Source organism: Terriglobus roseus DSM 18391 (assembly GCF_000265425.1).
Taxonomy (GTDB): Bacteria; Acidobacteriota; Terriglobia; order Terriglobales; family Acidobacteriaceae; genus Terriglobus; species Terriglobus roseus.
The window spans coordinates 912,588-937,554 of record NC_018014.1 but is presented as its reverse complement, the minus strand read 5'-3'; the positions used below and the strand labels follow the sequence as shown (position 1 = coordinate 937,554).

At 58.6% G+C, this 24,967-nt stretch carries 13 protein-coding genes, 2 tRNA genes and 3 rRNA genes; 4 read left to right on the top strand and 14 right to left on the bottom strand.

The annotated features are described in order from the left end of the window. Nucleotides 1-2: 2 nt before the first annotated feature. Genes TERRO_RS04065 through TERRO_RS04055 form a run of 3 tightly spaced genes read right to left on the bottom strand, consistent with a single transcriptional unit; the run spans nt 3 to nt 3,151 of the window. On the bottom strand, nt 3-1,358 hold the full coding sequence (locus TERRO_RS04065; protein WP_014784728.1) for a hypothetical protein: 1,356 nt from the start codon (nt 1,356-1,358) through the stop codon (nt 3-5). After that, on the bottom strand, nt 1,355-2,206 hold the full coding sequence (locus TERRO_RS04060; protein ID WP_014784727.1) for an anti-sigma factor family protein: 852 nt from the start codon (nt 2,204-2,206) through the stop codon (nt 1,355-1,357). Before TERRO_RS04060 ends, TERRO_RS04065 begins: the two co-directional genes overlap by 4 nt. 42 nt (nt 2,207-2,248) lie before the next feature. Next, nucleotides 2,249-3,151, bottom strand: a complete 903-nt coding sequence (locus TERRO_RS04055) for an RNA polymerase sigma factor (protein ID WP_014784726.1) — start codon at nt 3,149-3,151, stop codon at nt 2,249-2,251. Between the two features lie 141 nt (nt 3,152-3,292). On the opposite strand from TERRO_RS04055, the gene TERRO_RS04050 reads away from it, so the two are divergent. Next, complete coding sequence (locus TERRO_RS04050; RefSeq protein ID WP_014784725.1) at nt 3,293-4,624, top strand: SGNH/GDSL hydrolase family protein; 1,332 nt, start codon at nt 3,293-3,295, stop codon at nt 4,622-4,624. A gap of 28 nt (nt 4,625-4,652) precedes the next feature. Here the strand turns inward: TERRO_RS04050 and TERRO_RS04045 are convergent, their stop codons facing one another. Then, the gene (locus TERRO_RS04045; RefSeq protein WP_014784724.1) at nt 4,653-5,120 is read right to left on the bottom strand and encodes a hypothetical protein; all 468 of its coding nucleotides are present in this window, start codon (nt 5,118-5,120) and stop codon (nt 4,653-4,655) included. A gap of 163 nt (nt 5,121-5,283) precedes the next feature. Here TERRO_RS04045 and TERRO_RS04040 point away from each other — a divergent pair, with 163 nt between their 5' ends. Continuing rightward, nucleotides 5,284-7,533 carry an Ig-like domain-containing domain gene (locus TERRO_RS04040; RefSeq protein ID WP_014784723.1) on the top strand — a complete coding sequence of 750 codons (2,250 nt, stop codon included), beginning with the start codon at nt 5,284-5,286 and terminating at the stop codon, nt 7,531-7,533. A gap of 82 nt (nt 7,534-7,615) precedes the next feature. Here the strand turns inward: TERRO_RS04040 and rrf are convergent. The 5 genes from rrf to TERRO_RS04015 form a co-directional block, all read right to left on the bottom strand. Beyond that, nucleotides 7,616-7,732: ribosomal RNA gene (gene rrf / locus TERRO_RS04035) — 5S ribosomal RNA — on the bottom strand. A gap of 179 nt (nt 7,733-7,911) precedes the next feature. Further along, nucleotides 7,912-10,861: ribosomal RNA gene (locus TERRO_RS04030) — 23S ribosomal RNA — on the bottom strand. A 337-nt stretch (nt 10,862-11,198) separates the two neighbouring features. Beyond that, a tRNA-Ala gene (locus TERRO_RS04025) sits at nt 11,199-11,274 on the bottom strand. A 54-nt stretch (nt 11,275-11,328) separates the two neighbouring features. Further along, nucleotides 11,329-11,405: transfer RNA gene (locus TERRO_RS04020), tRNA-Ile, on the bottom strand. 294 nt (nt 11,406-11,699) lie between these two features. Next, nucleotides 11,700-13,201, bottom strand: a 16S ribosomal RNA gene (locus tag TERRO_RS04015). The 16S, 23S and 5S rRNA genes sit together here with 2 tRNA genes alongside, the layout of an rRNA operon. Nucleotides 13,202-14,306: 1,105 nt before the next feature. On the opposite strand from TERRO_RS04015, the gene TERRO_RS04010 reads away from it, so the two are divergent. Both TERRO_RS04010 and TERRO_RS04005 read left to right on the top strand, forming a co-directional pair. Beyond that, nucleotides 14,307-15,254: a branched-chain amino acid transaminase gene (locus tag TERRO_RS04010; protein WP_014784722.1), complete on the top strand. Its 948-nt coding sequence runs from the start codon at nt 14,307-14,309 to the stop codon at nt 15,252-15,254. Between the two features lie 221 nt (nt 15,255-15,475). Next, the gene (locus TERRO_RS04005) at nt 15,476-17,038 is read left to right on the top strand and encodes a flavin monoamine oxidase family protein (RefSeq protein ID WP_014784721.1); all 1,563 of its coding nucleotides are present in this window, start codon (nt 15,476-15,478) and stop codon (nt 17,036-17,038) included. 74 nt (nt 17,039-17,112) lie between these two features. Here the strand turns inward: TERRO_RS04005 and TERRO_RS04000 are convergent, their stop codons facing one another. The 5 genes from TERRO_RS04000 to TERRO_RS03980 all read right to left on the bottom strand — a co-directional run bounded on the left by TERRO_RS04000 (nt 17,113) and on the right by TERRO_RS03980 (nt 24,914). Further along, the gene (locus TERRO_RS04000) at nt 17,113-18,234 is read right to left on the bottom strand and encodes a Gfo/Idh/MocA family protein (RefSeq protein ID WP_014784720.1); all 1,122 of its coding nucleotides are present in this window, start codon (nt 18,232-18,234) and stop codon (nt 17,113-17,115) included. Nucleotides 18,235-18,336: 102 nt separating this feature from the next. Continuing rightward, a complete protein-coding gene (locus TERRO_RS03995) occupies nt 18,337-19,689 on the bottom strand; it encodes an NAD(P)/FAD-dependent oxidoreductase (RefSeq protein WP_014784719.1) in 1,353 nt (450 codons plus the stop codon). Between the two features lie 93 nt (nt 19,690-19,782). Then, nucleotides 19,783-22,647, bottom strand: coding sequence for an Ig-like domain-containing protein (locus TERRO_RS03990; RefSeq protein ID WP_014784718.1), 2,865 nt, complete (start codon nt 22,645-22,647; stop codon nt 19,783-19,785). Next, entirely contained in the window at nt 22,644-23,333 is a 690-nt protein-coding gene (locus TERRO_RS03985; RefSeq protein WP_157178244.1) for a hypothetical protein, read from the bottom strand. The genes TERRO_RS03990 and TERRO_RS03985 overlap by 4 nt, the downstream gene beginning before the upstream one ends. A gap of 135 nt (nt 23,334-23,468) precedes the next feature. Continuing rightward, complete coding sequence (locus TERRO_RS03980) at nt 23,469-24,914, bottom strand: sodium:solute symporter family protein (RefSeq protein WP_014784716.1); 1,446 nt, start codon at nt 24,912-24,914, stop codon at nt 23,469-23,471. Nucleotides 24,915-24,967: the final 53 nt, after the last annotated feature.

Genomic DNA, 24,967 nt, shown 5'->3' with positions numbered 1-24,967 from the left:
GGCTAGCGTCCTTCCCCGCGGTCATCCGCGTTCGGATTGATCGACAGATCGTTGCTGGGCCGGTTGTAACGCGGCAGGATGGAGGTGGAGTCCGACTGGGTCGACGGCTCTGCTTTGCTCTCGGGCGGAACCGGTGTTCCCACAGGAGCCCCCGGGTAGCCTGGGTAAGCTGCAGGGGCGGAGAACTCTCCGGCAGCGTTCATCCGGTTCAACGACATCCGCTCCAGCACCATGACGACGCCGAGGAAGATCAGCAGGAACGGCCAGGACTCGTGCCAGGCCACCACGTGCAGTCCCTGCAGCAGCGTCAGCAGTCCCACGATGAAGACCACACCCGCTCCCTTGGCGGCGCGCATCAGGTTCCACTGCGCGGCAGGCGATCCAGCCGGGTAAAGCTGGTTCCGCATACTCTGCCGCCAGAAGATGAAGCCAGCGAGAGCGATAAGGAACAGACCTCCCGTAGCCTCACCTTCCAGGAACGCAAAGGGATGCAGCGATCCGAGCAGCGCGAAGAATCCAAGGCCGATGAGCCAGATGGCACCCGTCGGCAGACCACCACGGACCGGAGCGACCGGTGGCACGCTACCAAAGCCCGGGGGCGGTGGTACCGGAGGCATTCCATAGCTGGGCGGAGGAGGAGGCACCGGGGGCACTCCATACGCTGCGCCATAACCGTATCCAGATGGCGGAGCATAACCCGCAGGGGGCACATAACCGGAAGCAGGCGGCACCGATCCTGTCGAGGCATACACGCCGCCATCCGGATCCACCTGGTAAGTGGCCTGGCTACCGCTTGCGTCGGTGCGTCCGGAATAGGGAGCACCAGCCGGGTCCACGCGCGGATCGCCCGTCAGCGGAGCAGCACCGGGCATCTTGCCCATGGTGCTCCACCATGCTTGATTCAGATCAGGGTGCTGATTGCCGTTGAAGCCAAAGCGGTCGCCAATGTTGTTCAGGCTGAAAGGATCAGGCAGTGGGCGACCATCACGCCGTGCAAGCGCGGTCTGATACGCCTCGAAGGCCATGTAGAAGATCCATCCCGCCACTAACAGACCGAAGATACCGTTGACGTGGTCTGCAAGGGACGACAGGACGGCGAAGATCACGATGTGCGCAATGCCCTTTGCCAGCTGACCGTTGTACATCGCGCCGACGCCAGGGATGAAACCCAGCAGACCGGCGAGCAGCGGGTTGGGCACGTGTGGCGTTCCCGGGCCGTATGGCGGGTAGGGCGGCGGAGGTGGTACATCCGCAGGGTCGTAGGGTGCACCTGTTGACGGGTCATAAGCCGCCGAGGCACCCGGCGCAGTATAGGGCTGCTGCTCGTATGGATCCGTGTTCGGATTCTGTGTGCTCATGCCTGGGCTCCTTCTCCGCGGATCTGTGCCGCGATCATCTTGTTCTGATTGCTATGTACGTGTTCCAGTCGTGTGCGGTTCCCGTCCGGGATCGAAAGGTTCAGAGGACCTTCTCGATGCAGGCGCGGTGAGCTGCTGCGCGGCTGCCCATTCGGCTGCTGCTTCGGCTGACCTTGCGGCTGCGTCTCTTCGCCAGGCTGCGTTGTGTTGGAGGGCGTAGACATAATGCCGCTGCGCGGCGCAGCATCGTTGTCGCTGTCCCGCTGCATCTCCCGGACGCGTGATTCCAGCTCGTAGACGACGCGCAGGTTGTCGTAGTAGCGCACGACCTGACTGTTGACCGCCCAGAAGCTCTTGCGGACGTTAGCGGGCTTGAGATCGCTGGCACGTAACGCACTGAGCCGCACACCGGCGAGATTCATCGTCAACGCGATGGAGAAGAACGCCATGGCCGCCGTCATCGCAAAGCGCGGCTGGATGGCCGTATGCACCATGCGTGCCCACGGCGTGCGCGGCTCTGGCACGCGGAACGGCAGCACCTTCGCTCCCTGGCTGTGACCGAAGATCGACCCGGCATGCGCTGTTTCTGCCATGAGGGCCAGCATCACTTGGGGATTGCCGCTGGTCTGCGCCAGGATGCGGTCCACCAGCCCGGCTGGCGGCTCTGGTGGATCGTCCTTCAACATCTCCATCCACGCCCCGCCACGCTTGATATCGGCGTACGCCGTCGTGCATGAGGCGCAGTCGGCAAGGTGAAGCTGGAAGTGCGCGTCGTCGTCCGGCAACAGCAAGCCGTCGGCCGCGTCCAGCATCATGCTTTCGCATTGGGTGCAGGTTAGCCGGCTCATGCGCTTCTTCCCTTCCTTCGAATTGGAACTCTCATCGGCCACCTACATCACCTTCCCTTCTGTGCGTCCCAGCATGCGCGCCATCTCTGCGCGGCCCCGGCTGATACGGCTCTTCACAGTGCCCTCCGGCACCTTCAGCACCGCAGCGATTTCCTTGTAGTCCATATCCTGCAGATCGCGCAGGATCACTGCTTCGCGCAGCTCCGGCGACAACTGCTTCAACGCATGCTGGATCCGCACGCGTAGTTCAGCCTGGGCCACCTGCTGCATCTGGTTGGGACGGGTATCCGCCAGGCGATCGGCCATCGTCGGCCCATCCTCGCCTTCGCGTGAACTCTCGTCCAGTGAATCGGTCGCACGATCCTGCCGCGTCCGCCGAAAGTGATCCACCAGCAAATTGCGAGTCAGGGTCGTCAGCCAGGTCGTGAAGGCGCCCTTGGCAGGATCGAAGCCAGTCAGATTCCGATAGACCTTCAGGAACACATCCTGCGTCAGGTCCTCAGCGTCCGTGGGCGATCCGGTAAAGCGATAGCAGATGCCATACACGCGCCGGTGCTGCGAGACCACCAGTTGCTGCCATGCGGCGCCGTCGCCGCGCATGCACGCGTAGACCAGCCGATGCAGCGCGTCGATCTCAGCAGCCTTCGCAGCATCGATCGCAGGTGCCAGCGTGGATTCGGCACGCCAAGGCTCGCGATCTGCGGATTCTTCGGCGGTTCGCAGCAAAATTACATCCTCGTGCAGTGGCAGCAGTGTACCGCGATTATCGCGGACGACCGGTAGCTCCTTACCGCGCAGGCTCACCGGCAACAACTCATCGGCAGCATTAGAACTCAGCAGAATCTCCGGCAGAGAGTTCTTGCGGGTTCGCTGCAAAAGCTTCGCATCCCGCGGGCGAGTACCCCAGCCGCTGCCCGGCAGGCCCATCGTGATTGATATCGGCATGGTCACCGTTCCCATAACCCTCTGTACGCAACCGAACAGGAATCGGTTCCCCAAGAAAACATTCGAAGATCGCGACGTGTCCCCCCGCTATAACGTCCACTCGCCCAGCCGCCGGTGCGCTGAAAAAGCTACAATTCGCCCATGCGTCTCGCTGCCCTTCTGCTCGCTCTCTCGCTCCCTGCCATGGCTCAAGACAAGTGGCTCGGCACATGGACATCCGCTGCCATGCCGGTATCGCCCTCCGCCTCGCAGAAGATGCCGATCGGCAAGCAGGACGTCACGCTCCGGCAGCTCGTCCACATCAGCCAGGGCGGCAAGCGCATGCGCGTTACCTTCACCAATGAGTTCGGCACCACACCGCTTCACATCGCCGCGGCACACGTCGCCTTCCTCTCCGCCGGATCGAAAATCCTGCCCCAGACGGACCGTACGCTCACCTTTGCCGGCAAGCCTGACATCACCATCGCACCCGGCCAGTTCGCCGCCAGTGATGCCGTCGTGGAGACCGTTCCCATCTTTTCGGACCTGGTCATCTCCACGGCAATTCCGCAGCAGGATCTTCCGGTGCTCACCGGCCATGCGCTCGCACTGCAGACCACGTTCATCGCAGCCGGCGATCAGACGACGGCTTTGCAATTCGACCCTGCTGCGGCGGTGCCGCCAGGCGTCGGCCCGCCGGACCTGACCGCCCCCATCCAGCCCCCCACGGGCGCAAAGCCGATCGTCCAGAGCGAAGGCCGCCCCGCAACTGCAGCGGGGGACTCGCCGGCTCTGCTCGCCCGCACGACATCCTGGTATTTCCTGAAAAACGTAGAGGTCGACGCAACAAAGAAGTCAGCCGCAGTCGTCCTCCTCGGGGACTCCATCACCGACGGTGCCCAGTCCACCACCGAGACGAACCGGCGCTATCCGGACATGCTGGCGCCGCTGATCGCGTCGAACAAGAAGACCAAGGCGCTGTCCGTCCTCAACGCAGGCATCAGCGGCAATCGCGTTTTGCACGGGAACGCAGGCCCCAGCGCTCTCGACCGTTTTGATCGTGACGTCCTGCAACAGCCCGGCGCCCGCTACGTCATCGTGCTGGAAGGCATCAACGACATCGGAAACATGCACCGTGCGCCCGCGGACGCCATAACCGAGCAGGAGCTCACCGACGCGTTCACCACCATGGCGAACCGCGCTCATGCAAAGGGTCTACAGTTCTTCGTCGCGACGATCCTGCCATACGGCGGCGCTAAGTACGATAGTGCTGACGGAGAACTCATCCGCCAGCACGTGAACACTTTCCTGCGCACCAGCCCGCTCTTCGACGGCGTAATCGATTTTGAAAAGACCATGCAGGATCCGCAGCATCCCGATCGCCTGCTGCCGAAGTACGAGTGCGGCGACCACTTGCATCCCAACGACGCAGGTTACGCAGCCATGGCAGCAGCCGTGGATCTGAAGCTATTCACCAGGAAGCATAAGAAGTAAGCCTCCACAGCACCAGCTCAGGCCTCCACTACTTTTTTGCGATCTCGATTGTCTGGTGCAGTGTCTTGTAGCAGGGGATTGCATCCGACGCGTGCGTCCGGAGACTGTCTCTCACGCTGCCATCAAAAATTGCAGCGTCCCCTTGCGTCAGGAAGATCTGCGAACCCGGCAGATCACACTCAGGCTCGCGGGTCACCTTCATCTTTAGGGGCGTGCGCTCCCGCAGTAAAGACGGACGGATCGGCAGGCCGAAACCCGGGTACTGGTCGATCACCCGCGCGAACTCACGCGTGCCCTTCACATCAACCGTCGCCAGATAGACTTCCTGGTTGCCGGCGAAGCTCTGGCGCGACGAGCTGCTCAAGGCCAACACCGTGACAGTTGCCGTCATGGGCTTGGACTGGTTGCTAAACGCAGAAGGCTTCGAAGCCCGGCTTGTCGCCGCGCCAGCCGCCAGGATCAATCCGCCGATTCCACAAATCCAGATTGCGCGCATAACAGCCTCTCCCCAACCAGTGTATCTAAGACGCGCTGATCCTTCGGACGCCAACCAGCACATCCCAAAGAAATAGAAAAATTTGCGATAAGTGCGCCGAGGTTTGCATAGAAAAATACGAGGACATTGGGCGTAGGATGGCTGCCACGGAGGCCCCTCCCCTGTGAGTCCTGCTCTAGCGCTTTGGCACGTCCGATTCCTCGTTGCGGCCTCCTTGGCAGTCCTGGCAATGATCGGCCTCGTCTTGTTTGCGCGCGACTACACCATCCCGCCCGACGCAGAGCGTGTCTACCCCTACGCGGACGAAGTGGGCGTCGAGCCGAACACAGCCGTCACCATTCATTTCAGCAAAGCCCTCTCGCCCGAATCTGTCTCCGGAAACATGGTGCTTCGCGACGAACAAGGACGAGTGATCTCAACAAAAGTCATCTACGACGTTGCGTCTCAAGCCGCCACCATGCAATCCGCGGCAAAACTTCGCGAAGGAGTGACTTACACGGTGACACTGGCAGCAGGCAGGCAAGGCCTTCGAGACCGGTACAACCACGGCCTGTCCGCTCCTAAGACATGGAACTTCACCGTCGGGATTAGCCCACCCGCATCCGTGCAGGAAGGCCCTGGTGGACCGCTCCTGCTCGTTACGAGTAAAACAATCGGTTTCAGCCAGTACTACGCAGAAGTTCTCCGAAGCGAAGGCCTGAATTTCTTCACTGTTGCAGACATCGAAAACGTCTCGGCCTCAGAGCTTTCAAAATACAACATAGCGTTGATCGGCGAGATACCGGTGGACGCCAGTCACATTCGTCTCTTCACTGATTGGGTCAAGGCGGGCGGCAATCTCATCGCAATGCGCCCTTCGCCGCCGCTCGCCGCGAGTCTTGGCTGGTACCTTGCGGTGACCGCATCCGGTGGCCCCATTCAGCACAACGGATACCTTAAATTGAACCCAAAGGTGCCTGCCGCAGCCGGGCTTCTTCAGCGCCCGATGCAGTGGCACGGGGACGCGTATCGATACGACAGCAACGCCACGACCATCGCCTCCCTCTACCGCGACGACAAGACGGCAACGCAGTACCCCGCCGTAAGCACACTGCAGATTGGCAAAGGCAGCGCCACCGTCTTCAGCTACGACCTGGCCAGGTCTGTCGTCTACACACGCCAGGGGAATCCCGATTGGTCCGGCATCGAGCGTGATGGAATGCGACCCATCAGGTCCGACGACCTCTTCTACGGTGCAAGCGCGAGCGATCCCCAGCTAGACTGGGTCGACCCCAGCCTCATCGCCGTCCCGCAGGCTGACATACAGCAGAGGCTCCTTGCCAATCTCATCCTGCTCGCCAGTGCAGCGAACAAGCCGCTGCCCCGCTTCTGGTATCTGCCGAGAGGCCTGAAGGCAGTCATCGTCCTCACAGGCGACGACCATGGACATGGCGGCACCACGCGCAGGTTCGCTAGGTATGAGCGCGACAGCGCACCGAACTGCTCCGTCGATCACTGGGAGTGCATACGCTCCACCTCCAATATCTTCGAAGGCTCCATCACAGCGGAACAGGCGTACTACTTCGTCAGCAAAGGCTTTGAGGTCGATCTCCACGTCTACACAGCCTGCACTGACTGGCCGACCAAGCTTGAAAAGAACAACGCAGGCGTCGAGCTCCGACAAATGGACCGTGGCTTTGTAGACAGTCTTTACACGCAGCAACTCAAGGGCTTCGAGGCCAAGTACCCCGGGCTCCCCCCTCCAGTCAGCAATCGCACGGACTGCATCACCTGGGGCGACTACGACACGCAGCCGCAGGTTGAACTGGCTCACAACATACGCCTGGACACCAACTACTATTACTGGCCGGCGATATGGGTGCAGGACAAGCCTGGCCTCTTTACCGGATCCGCGCTGCCAATGCGCTTCGCTACGCGCCAGGGAGAACTCATCGACGTCTACCAGGCACCAACGCAGATGACGGACGAATCCGGCCAGTCCTATCCCTTCACTGTCAACACTCTGTTGGACAACGCGCTAGGCGAATCCGAGTATCTCGGTGTCTTCACCGCAAACATGCACAACGACGAGGCCAAATCCGCAAGCGCCGAGGAGATCATCGCCTCCGCGAAGAAGCGGCAGGTACCGATCATCACGGCTGCACAGCTATTGAAATGGCTTGACGGACGTAACGCATCGAAGTTCCGCGATATTCAATGGTCCGGCCAGCAAGTCTGTTTCATGATCGAGTCAGGCATCGGAGCGCACGGCCTTGAGGTGCTGCTCCCGTCGACTGTGGCAGCGGAGGAGGTGGCCTCCCTCCGCCGCAACGGTCAGCCCGTCACCATTCGCGGGATGAGTTTTGCGGGCGTGCATTACGTCGTATTTCCAGCCGCCCACGGCCGATACTGCGCGACTTACGGTACCCGTTAGAGCCTGAACCCGCATCACACCAGGCATTCCTGTTACCAGCAAAATCAAAAGGCCCACTCCGAAGAGTGGGCCTTTATGTTTATGCCGGCGATAACCTAATCTCCCACACAGTCGCCCGTGCAGTACCATCGGCTCAACGAGACTTAACTTCCGTGTTCGGGATGGGAACGGGTGTAGCCCTCGTGATATTCTCACCGGCAAATTGTCAAAACTCGCGCTCACGCTGCGAAGTTTCACGACTGAATAGATTGAGTAGACATATACTTCGTAATTTTCGTACTTAGTTTCGTCGCAGAGCTTGCGCTCCGAACATAACTACTTAGCTTGTGTCGAATGTCTCAGGACAAAAAACGAATGTTTCTGCGCAGAGTAAATTCTATGATCAAGCCGAACGGGCGATTAGTACTGGTAAGCTACACGCATTACTGCGCTTCCACATCCAGCCTATCAACCTAGTGGTCTTCTAGGGCCCTTCATTTCCCTTTTGGGTTGGGAGATCTCATCTTAGGGCATGCTTCCCGCTTATATGCATTCAGCGGTTATCATAACCGAACTTCGCTACCCAGCCGTGCCTTTGGCAAGACAACTGGAACACAAGAGGTTCGTCCATCCCGGTCCTCTCGTACTAAGGACAGCCCCCTTCAAATCTCCTACGCCCACAGCAGATAGAGACCGAACTGTCTCGCGACGTTCTGAACCCAGCTCACGTACCGCTTTAATAGGCGAACAGCCTAACCCTTGGAACCTTCTACAGCTCCAGGATGCGATGAGCCGACATCGAGGTGCCAAACCATTGCGTCGATATGAACTCTTGGCAATGATCAGCCTGTTATCCCCGGCGTACCTTTTATCCGTTGAGCGATGGCCCTTCCATACAGAACCACCGGATCACTAAGGCCTGCTTTCGCATCTGCTCGACTTGTAGGTCTCGCAGTTAACCACACTTATGCCTTTGCACTCGACGGCTGATTTCCAAACAGCCTGAGTGTAGCTTCGCGCGCCTCCGTTACAATTTAGGAGGCGACCGCCCCAGTCAAACTACCCGTCTTACTATGTCCCTCTTCCCGATAAGGGAAGGAGGTTAGAGTCACAACAATCGCAGGGTGGTATCTCACCGTTGGCTCCACCGAAACCGAGATCCCGGTATCAAAGCCTCCCACCTATCCTGCGCAGCAATTGCCGTAACCCATAGTAAAAGTATAGTAAAGGTGCACGGGGTCTTTTCGTCTAGCTGCGGGTAACCGGCATCTTCACCGGTACTACAAGTTCGCCGAGCAACTCGTTAAGACAGTCGTACGATCGTTACTCCATTCGTGCAGGTCGGAACTTACCCGACAAGGAATTTCGCTACCTTAGGACCGTTATAGTTACGGCCGCCGTTCACTGGGGCTTCAATTCAGAGCTTCGCTTGCGCTAACCCCTCCTTTTAACCTTCCAGCACCGGGCAGGAGTCAGCCCCTATACGTCGTTTTAGACTTTGCAGAGACCTGTGTTTTTGTTAAACAGTCGCCGTACGCGTTTCACTGCGGCCACTTCGGGCTATGAACCCTACCGTGGCGACCCTTCTCCCGAAGTTACGGGTCTAATTTGCCGAGTTCCTTAACAAGCCTTCACTCGAGCGCCTTTGGATATTCTCCTCGTCTACCTGTGTCGGTTTGTGGTACGGTTCCCAATTCCTCTCCTTAGAGGTTTTTCTTGACAGCGTGAACTCATCAGCTTTCAGGCATACGCCTTACTGTTTTACACCTCACTGTTAAGACCCGACGGATTTGCCTATCAGATCCAGCTTACGTGTATCAACCCCCATAGCCATAGGAGGGCCTGATTATCCTTCTGTGTCACCCCATCGTAATAACGAGGTATTGGGAGGTCCGGAATATTAACCGGATATCCATCGCTTACGCCTTTCGGCCTCAGCTTAGGGACCGCCTAACCCTGAGCGGATTAACCTTCCTCAGGAAACCTTAGACTTTCGGCGTCAGTGGTTCTCACACTGATTATCGCTACTTATGCCGGCAGGGTCTCTTCTCGAAACTCCAGTAGTCTTCTCAGTCTACCTTCATTGTCGCGAGAATGCTCTCCTACCACGCACACCCTAAGGTGTGCATCCGCTGCTTCGGTATATCGTTTTAGCCCCGTTGTATTGTCGGCACCGGACCGCTTGACCAGTGAGCTATTACGCTTTCTTTAAAGGATGGCTGCTTCTAAGCCAACCTCCTGGCTGTCTGAGCGTTCCGACTTCCTTTCCCACTTAACGATAATTTGGGGACCTTAGCAGGCGGTCTGGACTGTTTTCCTCTCGACTGTGAAGCTTAGCCCCCACAGTCTGACTCCCGGGCTGGTTGTGATTGGCATTCGAAGTTTGGCTGGATTCAGTAAGCCGGAAAGCCCCCTAGTCCAATCATGTCTCTACCACCAATCCAAATCACCCGAGGCTAGCCCTAAAGCTATTTCGGAGAGAACGAGCTATCACGGAATTTGATTAGCCTTTCACCCCTACCCTCAGCTCATCCGAGCTTTTTTCAACAAACACCGGTTCGGTCCTCCAATGGGTGTTACCCCGTCTTCAACCTGGCCAAGGGTAGATCATCCCGCTTCGCGTCTATTCCTGCCAACTTATCGCCCTATTCAGACTCGCTTTCGCTGCGGCTCGCTCACGCTTAACCTTGCTGACAAGAATAACTAGCCGGCTCATTATGCAATAGGCACGCGGTCAGACATTCCCTTACGGGCATAGTCCTCCCACTGCTTGTAGGCACACGGTTTCAGGTACTTTTCACTCCCCTCAATGGGGTGCTTTTCGCCTTTCCCTCACGGTACTGGTTCACTATCGGTCAGAATCGAGTATTTAGCCTTACGGGATGGTCCCCGTGGATTCAAGCAGGGTTTCTCGTGCCCCGCCTTACTCAGGTACCTGCTTCGAGTCCAGATAAATTTCGTCTACGCGCCTGTCACGCTCTATGGGGCCCCTTTCCAAGGGCTTTGACTATCTACTGGATTGGTAACTCTACTTGTTGCAGGCCCTACAACCCCCGTGCCACCGAAATGGAACGGGTTTGGGCTCATCCGATTTCGCTCGCCACTACTCTCGGAATCGAGGTTTCTTTCTTCTCCTGGGGGTACTGAGATGGTTCACTTCCCCCCGTTCGCTTGATCCCGCCTATGTATTCAGCGGGTCATACCTAGGTTTTGCCTAGGTGGGTTTCCCCATTCGGAAATCTCCGGATCAACGCCTGTGTGCGGCTCCCCGAAGCTTATCGCAGCTTGCCACGTCCTTCATCGCCTGATTCTGCCAAGGCATCCACCGTGCGCCCTTAGTAGCTTGTTCATAGAATTTACTCGCACGCAGAAACATACTCTGCTAATGCTTTAGTCCTTTACTTCGCCGTTTTATTATCCTAAAGACACTCAACACTAAATCTTCAGCTTTACTCCCAGAGAAAACCCGGGAAACTGAAGGCTCAGCCTTGTAGTTATATTTACCCAATCTATTCAGTTGTCAAACATCACAAGCAAGCGATACCGCTCACCAGCACACCCTGGGGTGTGGGACTTTTCCTCGTGCTGCTCCGGTTTCCCAGACGCCACACGCGTTCTGTCCAAGGCTCAGGATCACTACCAAAGTAGCTTCCTCAACCTCATACAGACTCTATCTTTCGAGTAAATGGTGGAGCTGACCGGGATCGAACCGATGACATCCTGCTTGCAAAGCAGGCGCTCTCCCAACTGAGCTACAGCCCCATTCAGAACAACTTAATCAGAGTACCGCTCGCGCGGCTTCCAATCAAGAGGTTGTGGTGGGCCTGGGTAGATTCGAACTACCGACCTCACCCTTATCAGGGGTGCGCTCTAACCAACTGAGCTACAGGCCCAGATCAGGGCGATACCGGCAGAGCCCTTGCGGACACCTGCCGGCAACCCTCTGATTTACCTTGAGCTCACTGCAAACGCAGTTGGCTCTCGAAAGATTTTCGAGGACACAGTTGAACGTGCTCACCGGCTACGCCAGTGATGACCATCGCATAGATGGGTATTAGACCAAAGAGAGGCTTAGTTCAAGCTCTCCAGGATAAATCCTGGAGGTTGTCTGACCTCAGTCGAACTCGGCACAATGGCCGTCTGCGATACGCAGAGCGTTTTGACTTTGTCAGACTGGTTCTCTTTAGAAAGGAGGTGATCCAGCCGCAGGTTCTCCTACGGCTACCTTGTTACGACTTCACCCCAATCATGAATTATACCTTGGGCGGCTGCTCCTCTTGCGAGTTAGCGCACCGACTTCTAGTACGACCCACTTTCGTGATGTGACGGGCGGTGTGTACAAGGCCCGGGAACGTATTCACCGCAGCGTTCTGATCTGCGATTACTAGCGATTCCAGCTTCATGGAGTCGAGTTGCAGACTCCAATCCGAACTGAGGCCGGCTTTTTCCGATTGGCTCCCCCTCGCGGGTTCGCAGCGGTTTGTACCGGCCATTGTAGCACGTGTGTAGCCCTGGACATAAAGGCCATGAGGACTTGACGTCATCCCCACCTTCCTCCCCGTTATCCGAGGCGGTTTCGCTAGAGTGCTCAACTAAATGGTAGCAACTAGAGATAAGGGTTGCGCTCGTTGCGGGACTTAACCCAACATCTCACGACACGAGCTGACGACAGCCATGCAGCACCTATATACCGGTCTATTGCTAGACGCCGACGTTTCTGCCGGATTCCGGTACATTTCGAGCCCAGGTAAGGTTCTTCGCGTTGCGTCGAATTAAACCACATGCTCCACCGCTTGTGCGGGCCCCCGTCAATTCCTTTGAGTTTCAGCCTTGCGACCGTACTCCCCAGGCGGATTGTTTATCGCGTTAGCTTCGACACGGCAGGATTGGGTACCTGCCACATCAAACAATCATCGTTTAGGGCTAGGACTACCAGGGTATCTAATCCTGTTTGCTCCCCTAGCTTTCGCGCCTCAGCGTCAGTAATGGTCCAGTGAGCCGCTTTCGCCACAGGTGTTCCTTCCGATATCTACGCATTTCACCGCTACACCGGAAATTCCACTCACCTCTCCCATACTCAAGCCCGGCAGTTTTCCGTGCAGACTTCGAGTTGAGCCCGAAGATTTCACACGAAACTTGCCAAACCGCCTACGCGCCCTTTACGCCCAATAATTCCGAACAACGCTTGCCCCCCTCGTATTACCGCGGCTGCTGGCACGAAGTTAGCCGGGGCTTCTTCTATAGGTACCGTCATTATCTTCCCTATCGAAAGGAGTTTACGTCCCAAGAGACTTCATCCTCCACGCGGCGTTGCTGCGTCAGGGTTTCCCCCATTGCGCAAAATTCCCCACTGCTGCCTCCCGTAGGAGTCTGGACCGTGTTTCAGTTCCAGTGTGTCCGTGCGCCCTCTCAGGCCGGATACAGATCATTGCCTTGGTGGGCCATTACCCCGCCAACTAGCTAATCTGCCGCGACCTCCTCTCCAAGCGCATTGCTGCTTTGACTCGTAAGTGTTATGCGGTATTAGCTAAGGTTTCCCTCAGTTATTCCCCACTCGGAGGTAGATTAGTCACGTGTTACTCACCCGTGCGCCACTTTACTCAGGACCGAAGTCCCTTTCTCGTGCGACTTGCATGTGTTAGGCACGCCGCCAGCGTTGATTCTGAGCCAGGATCAAACTCTCGTTTGAATGCTGGTTGCACTTACTAACTCACGGAGGTGGTTAGCATAGGTGCCCGGTCTAGCCTCGAAAGCTAGCCGGTTTAAAACAAGTGAGAATGACTAAACCGTAAGGTCCAATGCATCTCACGACTGGCACGTTCAACTATGTTGTCAAAGATCCTTGTCAGATCAGGCCTAAGCCGTCTGCTTTGGATCAAGGACGCCGTAAGTCATAGACTCAACGGTTGTGTCCTCGAACTTGTATGGGCTGCAATGGTCTTGATTTGGGACTTAACAAGTAAGTCACTTTCTACTCGCTCGCTGCTTCCCGGTTGCTACTTCGTAGCTCCTACCAGGACCGCGTCGCTTTCGCTCTCGACTGCCGTTCACCAACTTTTCTAGAGTATCGCGATTTCGCTTGCCTGTCAACTCGCTCGCTTCTATACTATTTCGTTCGCTTCTCGATCCTCATGGTCGACGTAGGCCCGCGGCCACGAATTGGAAATAGCTAAAAGCAGCGATGACTCTCGCGAATTCGCGCTCCAGCCGCTCCACCCTCAAACCACAAAGGCTTCACGCTTGGCGCACAGCTTTACAGCACCAGAAATCTCAAACCATCCAAAGGAGCAAACGCGAACGTCTGTCCCGGAGCGTAGGCCCCTAATCTTTACTGCAGTGTCTTGGGCTTGTCTTTGGATTGACCAGGACCCGAAGGCCCCCGATACCAATCATGCGTGACAAACGCTTGGACTGCTGTGCCGCTCTCGCGAGTCTTACGCCGCAGGCTGCCTTCCGGCTACCCACTCGATCCGCGACATACCGCCCGCCTGATCGACTTTTCTTTTATACAAGCGACTTCTGCTTGCGTCAAGCGGTAATGTTCTCCGCTTTGTTTCGCGCCTCACAACTGCGCTCGACTTGATTGACATTACCGGAGCCAGCCGTGCTCTGCAACCCCGTCTCTCCAGGCAACTGAGGAAAACCTCCGCTACATCGCGATAATCACCCCGTAAACATTGGGTGAACACGTCTTAAAGATTTTGCTCGCGAGGAGGCGCCCTAACAATGAGGCACTCGACAATGCCCTTTTGATACCCTTATTTTCTCGCGACTGCGACTATTGAGGCTCCACTATGCCCATCCAAACCACCGACAAGATCTGGCACAACGGTTCACTGATCCCCTGGGCCGACGCAAACATCCACGTGATGTCGCACGTGGTCCACTACGGCTCGTCGGTTTTTGAGGGCATTCGCGCCTATACACAGGGAGAGAAGGCCGGCGTATTCCGTCTGCGTGAACACATGCAGCGCTTCATCGACTCCGCGCGCATCTACCGCATGCCCCTCCCCTATACGTTGGATCAACTGATGGAGGCAGTCGTCAGCGTCGTCGAGACCAACGGCGTCGCCCCCTGCTATATCCGCCCCGTCGCCTTCCGCGGCTATGGCGAAATCGGCGTCAACCCGCTCAAGTCGCCGGTTGAGATCTACATCGCGAACTTCCCATGGGGCAAGTACATGCCAGGCCACCAGGGCGCAGACGTCTGTGTCTCCAGCTGGAACCGCCTCGCACCCAATACCATGCCTTCACTCGCAAAGGCCGGCGCCAACTACATGAACTCGCAGTTGATCCGTATGGAAGCGGAGATCAATGGCTACGCGGAAGGCATCGCACTCGATCGCAACGGCTACCTTAGTGAAGGCTCCGGCGAGAACCTCTTCCTTGTCCGCGAAGGCAAGCTGCTCACGTCGCCCCTCGCGAACTCCGTCCTCAACGGCATCACCCGCGCCTCCGTCATCCAGATCGCGCGCGAACTTGGTATCGAAGTGATCGAGCAGGCCATGCCCCGCGAGATGCTGTACCTCTGCGACGAGGCCTTCTTCACCGGTACCGCTGCAGAGGTCTCGCACCTGCGCTCGGTCGATCGCATCGTCATCGGCGACGGCACCATGGGTCCTGTCACGAAGCAACTGCATGATGAGTTCTTCGCCCTGGTCAACGGCACCACGGCAGACCGCTTCGGCTGGCTCACGCCGGTCAACGTGAAGGTCGAAGAAGCAGAAGCAGTCACCGCCTAAACCCTCACAGTCGCATCGCCAACGGGCCTGCCGCCAAAGCAGGCCCGTTTTGTTTGCCCCGCGTTCCCCCGATCCAGCTCCAGAAAAGCCACGCGCGCAATCACCTTGCGTCGACCGCTCCCCTCCGATACCTTCGTAGTTAGTTCCCCTAACCAATTCAACGCAGTGCCGCGGCATACCCGCGCGCAGGCGCAGCCGCACCCCACGAAGGGATATCGCTCATGAGCCTGACTCGTCGCAGCTTCCTCAATCGCGTTGCGCATCTCGGTGGCTACTCCGCCGCATTCTCCACCATGAATGCACTCGGCCTGCTCGGCAATGCCGAAGCCTCAGCACTGCCGCCACTCTCATCCACACTTGGGCAAGGCAAGTCGGTCGTCGTCCTCGGCGCGGGAATCGCTGGACTCGTCTCGGCGTACGAGTTGCGAAAGGCCGGCTACACCGTCTCCATCCTCGAAGCCCGCAACCGTCCCGGCGGCCGCAACTGGAGCGTAGGCAAAGGAACCGACGTCGTCTTCACGGACGGTACGAAGCAAAGCTGCACCTGGGAAGACGGACACTACCTCAACGCCGGTCCCGCGCGGCTCCCGTCCATCCACAAGACAATCCTCGGTTACTGCTCAGAGCTCGGCGTCCCGCTGGAAGTGGAAGTCAACGTCTCGCGCTCTGCGCTGCTTCAGTCCGACAAACTGAACAGCGGCAAACCCGTCGAACAGCGCCAGGCCGTCTACGACACCCGTGGCTACATCGCAGAACTACTCACCAAATCCATCAACAAACGCGCGCTCGATGAAGAACTCAGCGGCGAGGACTCGAAGCTCTTGCTGGACTTCCTTGCTGGCTATGGAGATCTCGATAAGAAGGCAAAGTATCACGGCACCACACGCGCAGGCTTCGTTACACCGCGCGGTGCCGGTGCTGATCAGAGCAAGCTGCACGACACGATACCGCTCCATGACCTGCTCGTCGCAAACTTCTCCAAGGCCGAGTTCTACGAAGACCAGATCGACTGGCAGGCCACCATGTTCCAGCCCGTCGGCGGCATGGACCGCATCCCGTACGCCTTTGCAGAATCGCTCAAAGGCCTCATCCAGTACGACTGCCCCGTCAGCGAGATTCGCAAGACTGCCAGCGGCGTGCGCATCGCCTACAAATCCGGCAACGAGTCCAGGGAAGTGAAAGCTGACTTCTGCATCTGTACGCTACCCATCAGCGTATTGCAGGGCATTCCGAACGACTTTAGCCCGGCGATGCAAAAGGCCTTTCACGGCATGCCCATGGCGGCGCTCTACAAAATGGCATGGGAAGCACCGCGCTTCTGGGAGAAGGAGCACAACATCTACGGCGGCATCTCCTTCCTCGATCAGCCCGTCGATCTCGTCTGGTACCCCAGCGACAAGATGTTCTCGAAGACCGGCGTCATCCTCTCAGGCTTCAACGCCATCGGCGATGAGAAAGGTCATCTCACCGCGCTCGGCAAGATCCCCACGATGCAGGGTCGCCTCGAATCATCCCGGAACAGCGTCAACCTTCTGCACCCGGGCTGCGGCCAACATCTTACGAAACCCATCTACATCGAGTGGACGAAGGTCCCGTACAGCATTGGCTGTTATGCGAACAATCACTTGGACGAATCGCAGGCTGCTTATAGCCAGTTGATTCAACCGGAAGGTGCGCTAATGCTGGCAGGCGACTATGTCAGCCGCATCGTCGGCTGGCAAGAGGGGGCGGCACTCTCTGCACACAAGGCCGTGGCTCACATCGTTTCTATGACGAAAAGTTAGACATCACCACACATAAAAGACCGGCCACCATCTAAGGGTGGCCGGTTCTTTTTATGCATCTAGAGAATCAGGTCTTATTGCCCGTCGCTGGGTTTATGCGCACCGATCAACTCCGGCAATTTCACCGGGCTAAGCTTCTGCACTTGCTCACTTACCGCACGACGGGTCCGCTTATATGGCTGCAACTTCACCGGCATGCCAGTCTTCAACGACTGCTCCGCTGCCACCAGGATGCGCACATCCAGCATGCCTTCCTCGCCATCCGGCTCCGGATCCGTACCGTTGATCACGCACTCTGAGAAGTACTTCAACTCCCCGCCAAACTGGTCTGTCTTGTTAAAGCTCTCTTTGCTTTCCTTCATATCGATCTTGACCACATGCGCCACACCGCCCGGCATACCGTAAGCGGGATCGCTGTACAGGCTGCCAAGCTCGCCCACGATACGGAAGTCATCTAGATCCTGTCCGCTATAACTCACTACGAACGCCGCAATGCGGTTTGCATCGAACTTCATCGTCACGGCAACCGTGTCATCGAAGTTGTATTTCTCATCGGTGTTCACGCCGGTCGCAAATACCTCGATCGGTTCCGCACCGAAGAGAGTCCGCACCATGTTAATCGGATACGGGCCCATATCCGGCAGCGGTCCCGCCCAGTAACCATTCTTCGCGCGATGGTTCTGCCCGCTCACCAGCTGCGAGAAGCTCGAATTAAAGTACCGAATCGTCCCAAGCTCGCCCGACCGCACACGCTCCAGCGCCTTCAGCGTCCCCGGCTCAAAATGCAGCCGGTACGCAACCATCAACTTCGCACCTGTCTTCTGCGACGCGGCAATGATGCGTTGACACTCATCCACGCTCACAGCCATGGGCTTTTCCAGCAGCAGATGCAGCCCCGCTTCCAGCGTCTTCACGGCAAGCTCAACATGGTCGAAGTTAGGCGTCGCCAGGTACACAGCATCCGCCACATCGGCCTTCAAGAAGTCGTCGTACTCCTCATAGCTATAGCCATGCTCAATCGTCGGATACTTCTCGGCCAGCTTCTCCGTCTTGTATTCGTGACCGGTAACAATCGTCGTCACCACAGAGTTACCCGTGTGTTCCACGCCAGGCAGCAGTGCGGTCTGCGAGATCCAACCCGCGCCAACCACTGCGTACCGCACCTTACCGCCGTCAACCTTCTTCGCTGTCGTCATCTCTTCTATCCTCTGAAACTCATCGGACGGCGACGGACACAGACGAAGATGCCCACGCGGCGTGAAGCAGCGTGGGCATCATTGGAGTGCGACGACGAACCTCTAAGGCTGCGAAACAGCCTCAATGGGTTTGGTCGTCAGCGCCCCTTGGGGGTTATCTTCCACATCCCAGCCCGGCAGCTGCATGTCGCCCGTGATCAACCGTGAACCATCCGTGAAAAACAGGTAAGTCCATGCCCAGTTACGAAACACGCTCAACCGGTTGCGGAAGCCGATCAGGAAGAAGATGTGCACCACCAACCAGGAGATCCACGCAGGAAACCCGCTCAGGTGTCCTTTGAAAGGCCATTTCACATTGGCGACTGCGGCACTGCGACCAATCGTCGCCATGTCACCCTTGTCGTGATAGTGGAAAGGCTTCTTCATCTTCTCGCCCTTCACCTCCAGGGCGATCGTCTTCCCGGCATAGTCTCCCATCTGCATGGCTGGCTGTGCCACACCCGGGACAGGCTTGCCCTCACTCATCGCATGCGCCAGATCCCCGCACACAAAGATCTCCGGATGCCCCACAGGATGTAACTGCTCATCCACAAGGACAGCGCCACGCTTATCCACCTCGACACCCAGCAGCTTGCCCAGTGGAGAAGCCTGTACACCCGCAGCCCAAAGCGTCACCACGGAGTCAATGCGCTCATGGCCATCCACAACGACATAGCCAGGCTGCACGTCGGTGACTCGCGTATTTGTCCGGACCTGTACATCCAGCTCCGCTAACTGCTTCAGAGCGCTCTGCTGCAAGTCTTCGGGATATGCGCCCAGAATCGTCGGCGAACCCTCCACGATCAACACTCTCGCTGTTGCAGGATCGATGTGTTTAAAGTCACGGCGAATATAAAGTTTCGCAATGTCAGAGATAGCTCCCGCAAGCTCAACACCCGTGGGCCCGCCACCAATCACGACAAAGTTCAGCGCAGGATGCCGTCCCGTCTCCTGCATCTGCCCTTCGGCCAGCTCGAACGCTAGCAACACCCGTCGGCGGATCTCAACCGCATCCTCAATCGTCTTCAGCCCAGGTGCCAGGTGCTCCCACTCATCTTTGCCAAAATACGAGTGCGTCGATCCGGTCGCCAGAATCAGGTAGTCATACTCCAGCACGGTGCCGCTCTTCAACGTGGCACGTCGCGCCGCAGTATCGAAGCCCGTGACCTCGTCCATCAGCACCTGCGTATTCGGCGACCGCAACATAGCCCGGATGGGCTGCGCAATGTCCGCGGGCGAAAGCACCGCCAGTGCTACCTGATACAGCAATGGCTGGAACGTATGGTGATTTCGACGATCCACCAGTGTCACGTTCACTTCGGCATCGGCAAGCGCCTCCGCTGCCTTCAACCCGGCGAAACCACCGCCGACAATCAACACCCGCTTGCGGATCCCACCTGTCACGCCGTTCGTCATCCGAACTCCTGTCTCTCTGTTCTCCCTCGTTCGATGCGTACCGAGCCGCCACCGTCGCGCAACTCTTTTCGACCGTCTCCTCTAGCCAAGCTTCTAAGGTGTCTTCTGCAGTGTCACGGTAACCGATCCCTGCGTCCCAACGGCCGCCGTAATCTTTGTAACAGCAGAGGTATTCGCATACTCCAACGGAGTCACCGTGATCAATCCATCGTCATCACTCATCACCTTGGTGCTGCCCTTGCCATACACCGGAGCCGTAGGGCAACGACCACCAGGCGCACAAGCCGGCTGCCACCCGCTGACGGCTTGGTACACCGTTACCGCCGCGCCCGCCACCGCATGCCCCGCAGTGTCCACCACGCGCAACGACACCGCCGCCAGCGTCCCTGCCGCCGTCAGGCTCTGACCATCGCCACTCACCACCGCAAAACGAAGATCCGCCGCAGGCACCGCAATCAGATTCTGCACAGCACACACACTAGCCCAGGCACATGCCTGCACAGTCGCAGCCTCAGAGTCGCGCAGCGATCCCGCCGTCGCCACCACTGAAACGCCATCCGCACCCGTGACAGTATTCGCCGCCAGCAAAGCAGCGCGAGTCGAAGACGAACTCCAAACCACGGCCTCGCCTGCCTGCACCGCGCCATCGGCCGTAACCACCACCGCCGGCCGGAAGCTCGCGCCAACGCCCGCCGCAACATACGCGGTGGGCCGCAAAACCGTGACAGCCCGCGTCACCTGCGTAGCCGAAAAGCTAGTCGTCAAGGTCGATCCGCCAGTCGACCTCGCCACCATCGTCACAGCTCCCGCAGTCTGCGCCGTCACCTGCGTCGTGACGACGCCACTCGCATCCGTCACCAGCGTGCATGCAGCCAGACGGCAGGCAGAGAGAACCACACCACCACCGGCCGCAGTCAGCCGAATCGCGGCATTCCGAACAGCCCCACCACTCCCATCCGTTAGCAGCAATGTCAACGGAGCACTCGCGCCTACCGTGACAACCGACGGCGGCGCCACCCGCAGTGACAGCACATCCGTCACCGCTCCGTCATACGTCACGCCCCCTGTGATCGTCGAGCTCCCACCCGTCTGCAGATCCGTCACAACAACATCCATCGCGCCCGTCGAACCCAGTCGCGCGGCAGCCGGCGCAATCGCATCAATCGCCGTCAACGACACACTCGTCACCTGCGCCGCGACGCCGCCAACCATCACCGTATTGCCCTGCTGAAAGCCCATGCCCGCAATGTGAATCGCACCGCCGGCCGCAGTCAGCCGATCCGGCGACACCGTATCCGCATACAACAACCGCGCACGATACGTGAAGTCTGGACGGCCTTCTCCGCGAGCATCCGTCACGCCCACGCGCACGCGTTCACTCGACGCAAAAGACGCTCGCAGTTGCGTCATCCCCGTCCGTAAACCGTTAAACGCTACCGCCGCCCTCGCCAGCCCAGGAACCGCTCCAGTCGCGTCCGAACCATGCCACACTCCAATGAGCGGCATCGCCTTGCTCGCCGTCGCCGCACCGGTCTCATCCGTCGCAGTGACCTCCACCGTCGCAGACCGGCCCGCACGCACCGCGAACGTCGCCCACGATGAGTGCCCCACACCGCACAACCGTCCGCTCCAGACGCCATCGGATTGCACCTGCACCGGCTGCGACTCCGTGCCATCCGCACCAGTAATGCAGTCGCGCGTAGCGTCGGCCATCACCAGGCCGAAGTTGCCCACATACCCCGGCGTCAGGCTGTATGCCAGCGCATTGAGCGGCGTCCCGGAAGGTGCAGGCGCAGTCACACGGTAAGGTCCCACTGCGTAATTACCGACATACAGAGGATTGATCGGCTCCGTCGAGTAATAGAGCGATGTATTCGGAAATTGCGCGAGCGGAGGAATGCCGCCAAAGACGAAATAGCCCGCATTCGCCACCGTGGACCCATTAACTCCCGCAGTATCCCCAGAGCTTCCCGTGACCGGATTGCCACGGTCGCCCGCCGCTAGCATGCCCGACACCGCACTCGCATCCTGAAACGGCTCCGTCCCGTAACCGCCCCAGCGATAGTTCCGTTCCACCGTCACATTCACGCCCGCCATCCCCTGCCCATTCGGGAAGCTCAATGTGCCCGAAGGCTGCAGCCACGCCGTATCCGATCGCGTCAGGTCTGCATACAACAGTCGCAAACCGGCCACGTCATCATCGCGCAGCGTGAACGGCTGCGGCAGACACTGATACGTATAAAGCCCGCATAGAACATCGATGGGATGCATGATCGGCCAGTGCAACTGCTGTTGATACGTCGGTGCAGACGTGCCGGTAAAAACATTGTCATTTAGCTGCGACCAGCCCACACCCGCCACTCGACCGAACACCCGCATCAACTGGTACTGCAGTTGCAACTGCTTCTCCGGCGTCGTCCCACTGCATCGGCCATTGATCACGATCAGCGCATGCGCAATCTTTCCCGGCTGAATAAATAAGTCCGTACTCTCCGTCACGCCATTCGTGCGGCAACTCGTGGGACCACTCGCACCAGAGCCCAACAACATATCCGTGATCGCGCCGTCCGCATCGAACACCACCGCAATCTGCTTCGCACCGTAGTTCGTCTTCGCCGCATCCGCAGGCCACACCGGCCCATTCGATCCCAGGTAGACGTTGTCGCCACTCACATCTTCGGCAAGACCGCCGCCGTTCGTCAGCGTGAACGGAACGCCGCTCACATTCCACACCCGCGCTGCGGCATCCACCATCGCCACTGCCGTCGCGTGATCGACCGACGCACTCAGCGGCCCCGCATCCACGAAGTACTGCACGTCGCTGCGATACCAGCCCATCGCCTTGCCGGCATTCGTCCACTGCGTACTTGCCACGAATCGCGGTGTCGCAGCATATCCCCCGCCGCACAGCATCAGCAGCCCTGCAACGAAAGCACTCCACCAGCCCGCGCGATTCAATGCGCACGCTCCGCACGCTGCTGCCAGGCATGCAGCATATCCATCACCACCGCTCGATCCACACGAGCGTTCGCATCATCTTGCACAACAGCAGCCTCGGAAGCCTCCGAGGTCTCCGTCTCGCCCTGCAGCAACGATCGCGCCGCAGCAGCGCTCGCCGCCATCACAGACGGCATAGCCTCCAGCCGCATCCGAGCATCGGCAACAGCAATCGATCCACCCGACGCACGCAACGCAGCCGCCGGTCGCAGACGAGCCGCATCCGTCACAGCAACATGCACCGCAATCCAACGCAGATCCGCCGAGCCTGTCGCCGCATCACCCTTTAACGAAATCGCTCCGTCCGCCACCGGCGTTGCATAGGCCGCGACAGACGGCGCATGCAGCAACATCAGCAGGTGCTGACCGACAACGTAGCGTGATGCGTTGTCACGCCAAAGGCCGCTCCACTCGCGCAACGTGTAAATGCTGCCTGTGGTCGCACCGCGCACACCGTCGTCCACGGCAAACCGCACAGCAACAACTTCCTCACCGCGCTGCACCGCAACAATCTCGCCCGCAAACACAATGTCTGCCGCCGCAAACATTGTCTCCAGTGCCTCACCGATCGTCACAGGCAAAGCTGCATCATCGGCGACGGCCGCAGGCCGCACCCCATGCGCTCGAAGAGCATCATTGACACTCAACTGCGCCTCCGTGACCACCGCGCCCAACCACACCGCGCAAATGCCCGCGCACACCGCACCACTTCGCCGCCGCTCTCTCACCATCGAGCACCGCCCTCGTGTCCCTCATCGGCACACGCAGCAGATGCTTCACGGTCAGCCCTCGAACGGTTTCAACTGTGCCGCAGACGGCGGCGGCGTCAGCAGACTGATCACCACCAGCGCCAGCACAGACATCAGCAGCGCCGGCAGAATCGCATCGCGCTGCGCCAGCATCGGCGGCAGCGTATGCTTCACAAACTGCGAGTCCCATCCGATCGTCACCACCGTCCCAATCGCAATCGAAGCTACCGCACCCGCAGCCGTCGCCCGCTTCCAGAAGAACGCCGATAGGATCACCGGCGTCAGCGCCGCGGCATAGATCGTGTACGCATACAGGCTCATCGCCAGCACACTCTCCGTACCCAGCGACTGCCACAGCGACCAAAGCCCCAGCAGCACCACCATGCCGCGCGACACCAGCAGCACTACTCGGTCACCGGCAGTCGGCGCAATGTATCGAACGAACACATCATTCACCAGGTTCGTCGCAGGGCTGAAGAGATAGTTATTCGCCGTCGATATGATCTTTGCGAAGATCGCGCCCATCATCAGCGCACCCAGCAACTGCAGCGCACCGCTGCCCTGCAATCCATGCATCGCGCTGAACGCCAGGATCTCGCGCGGATGCTGACTCACCTCACCCGTCGGGAACAGCGCCGATCCAGTCACCGCAAGCGCGGCGATCACCGTCTCCAGAATCACCGTGCCGATGATCCATCCCACCACGGCACGGCTCGCATCACGCTGACTCTTCGCACTGAAAAACTTCTGATACATCGACTGGTTTCCCAGCATCAGCAGGCACGTTGGTAGAAACAGCTCCGCCGCCTGCACACCGCTGATATCGCCGAACGTCTGAAAGTGCGTAGCCGGCAACGCCGCATGCACCGCACTCCAACCGCCCGCCACGTGGATCAGGATCGGCAGCGCAACCAGCATCGTCACCGTAGCCAGCGAGCCGATCACCACATCCATATAAGCGACTGACCCCATCCCCGCAATGGCCGTAAACACAATGACAAATCCAGCGATAAGATATCGCCCGCCAATGTTAGAAATGCTGTCCGGAAAGATTAGGTGCAGAATGTCGCCGCCACCAATCAGCTGATAACTCGTGATCGCCGTATACGCAAACAACACCGCAATCACACCCAGCACACGCGCCGTCTGGTTGTAACGAGCCTCCAGCAGATCCGGAATCGTAAACTGCGCAAACTTCCGCGCACGCGGCGCAATGAAGTAGATCAGCAGCAGCCCTGCCCAACCACCGCCACCCTGCCACAACGCAGCGAAGCCATGCTTGTACGCATTCTCTGCACCGCCGAGCAGCGACCCCGAACCGACCCAGCTCGACAGCAGCGTGAACACCAGCACAGCAGCCGGCAGCGTCCGCCCGGCCACCAGGTAATCGGCCTTGGTCTTCGTCGCACGCAGCCGCGACAGCGACACCGCCAGCAGCGTCACAACAATAATGCCAACCACAATCCCGTAAAGACTCATGTCGCAATGAGTCTACCCGCAGCGCAAAAACCCGCCAACGCAGGCGCAGAAGA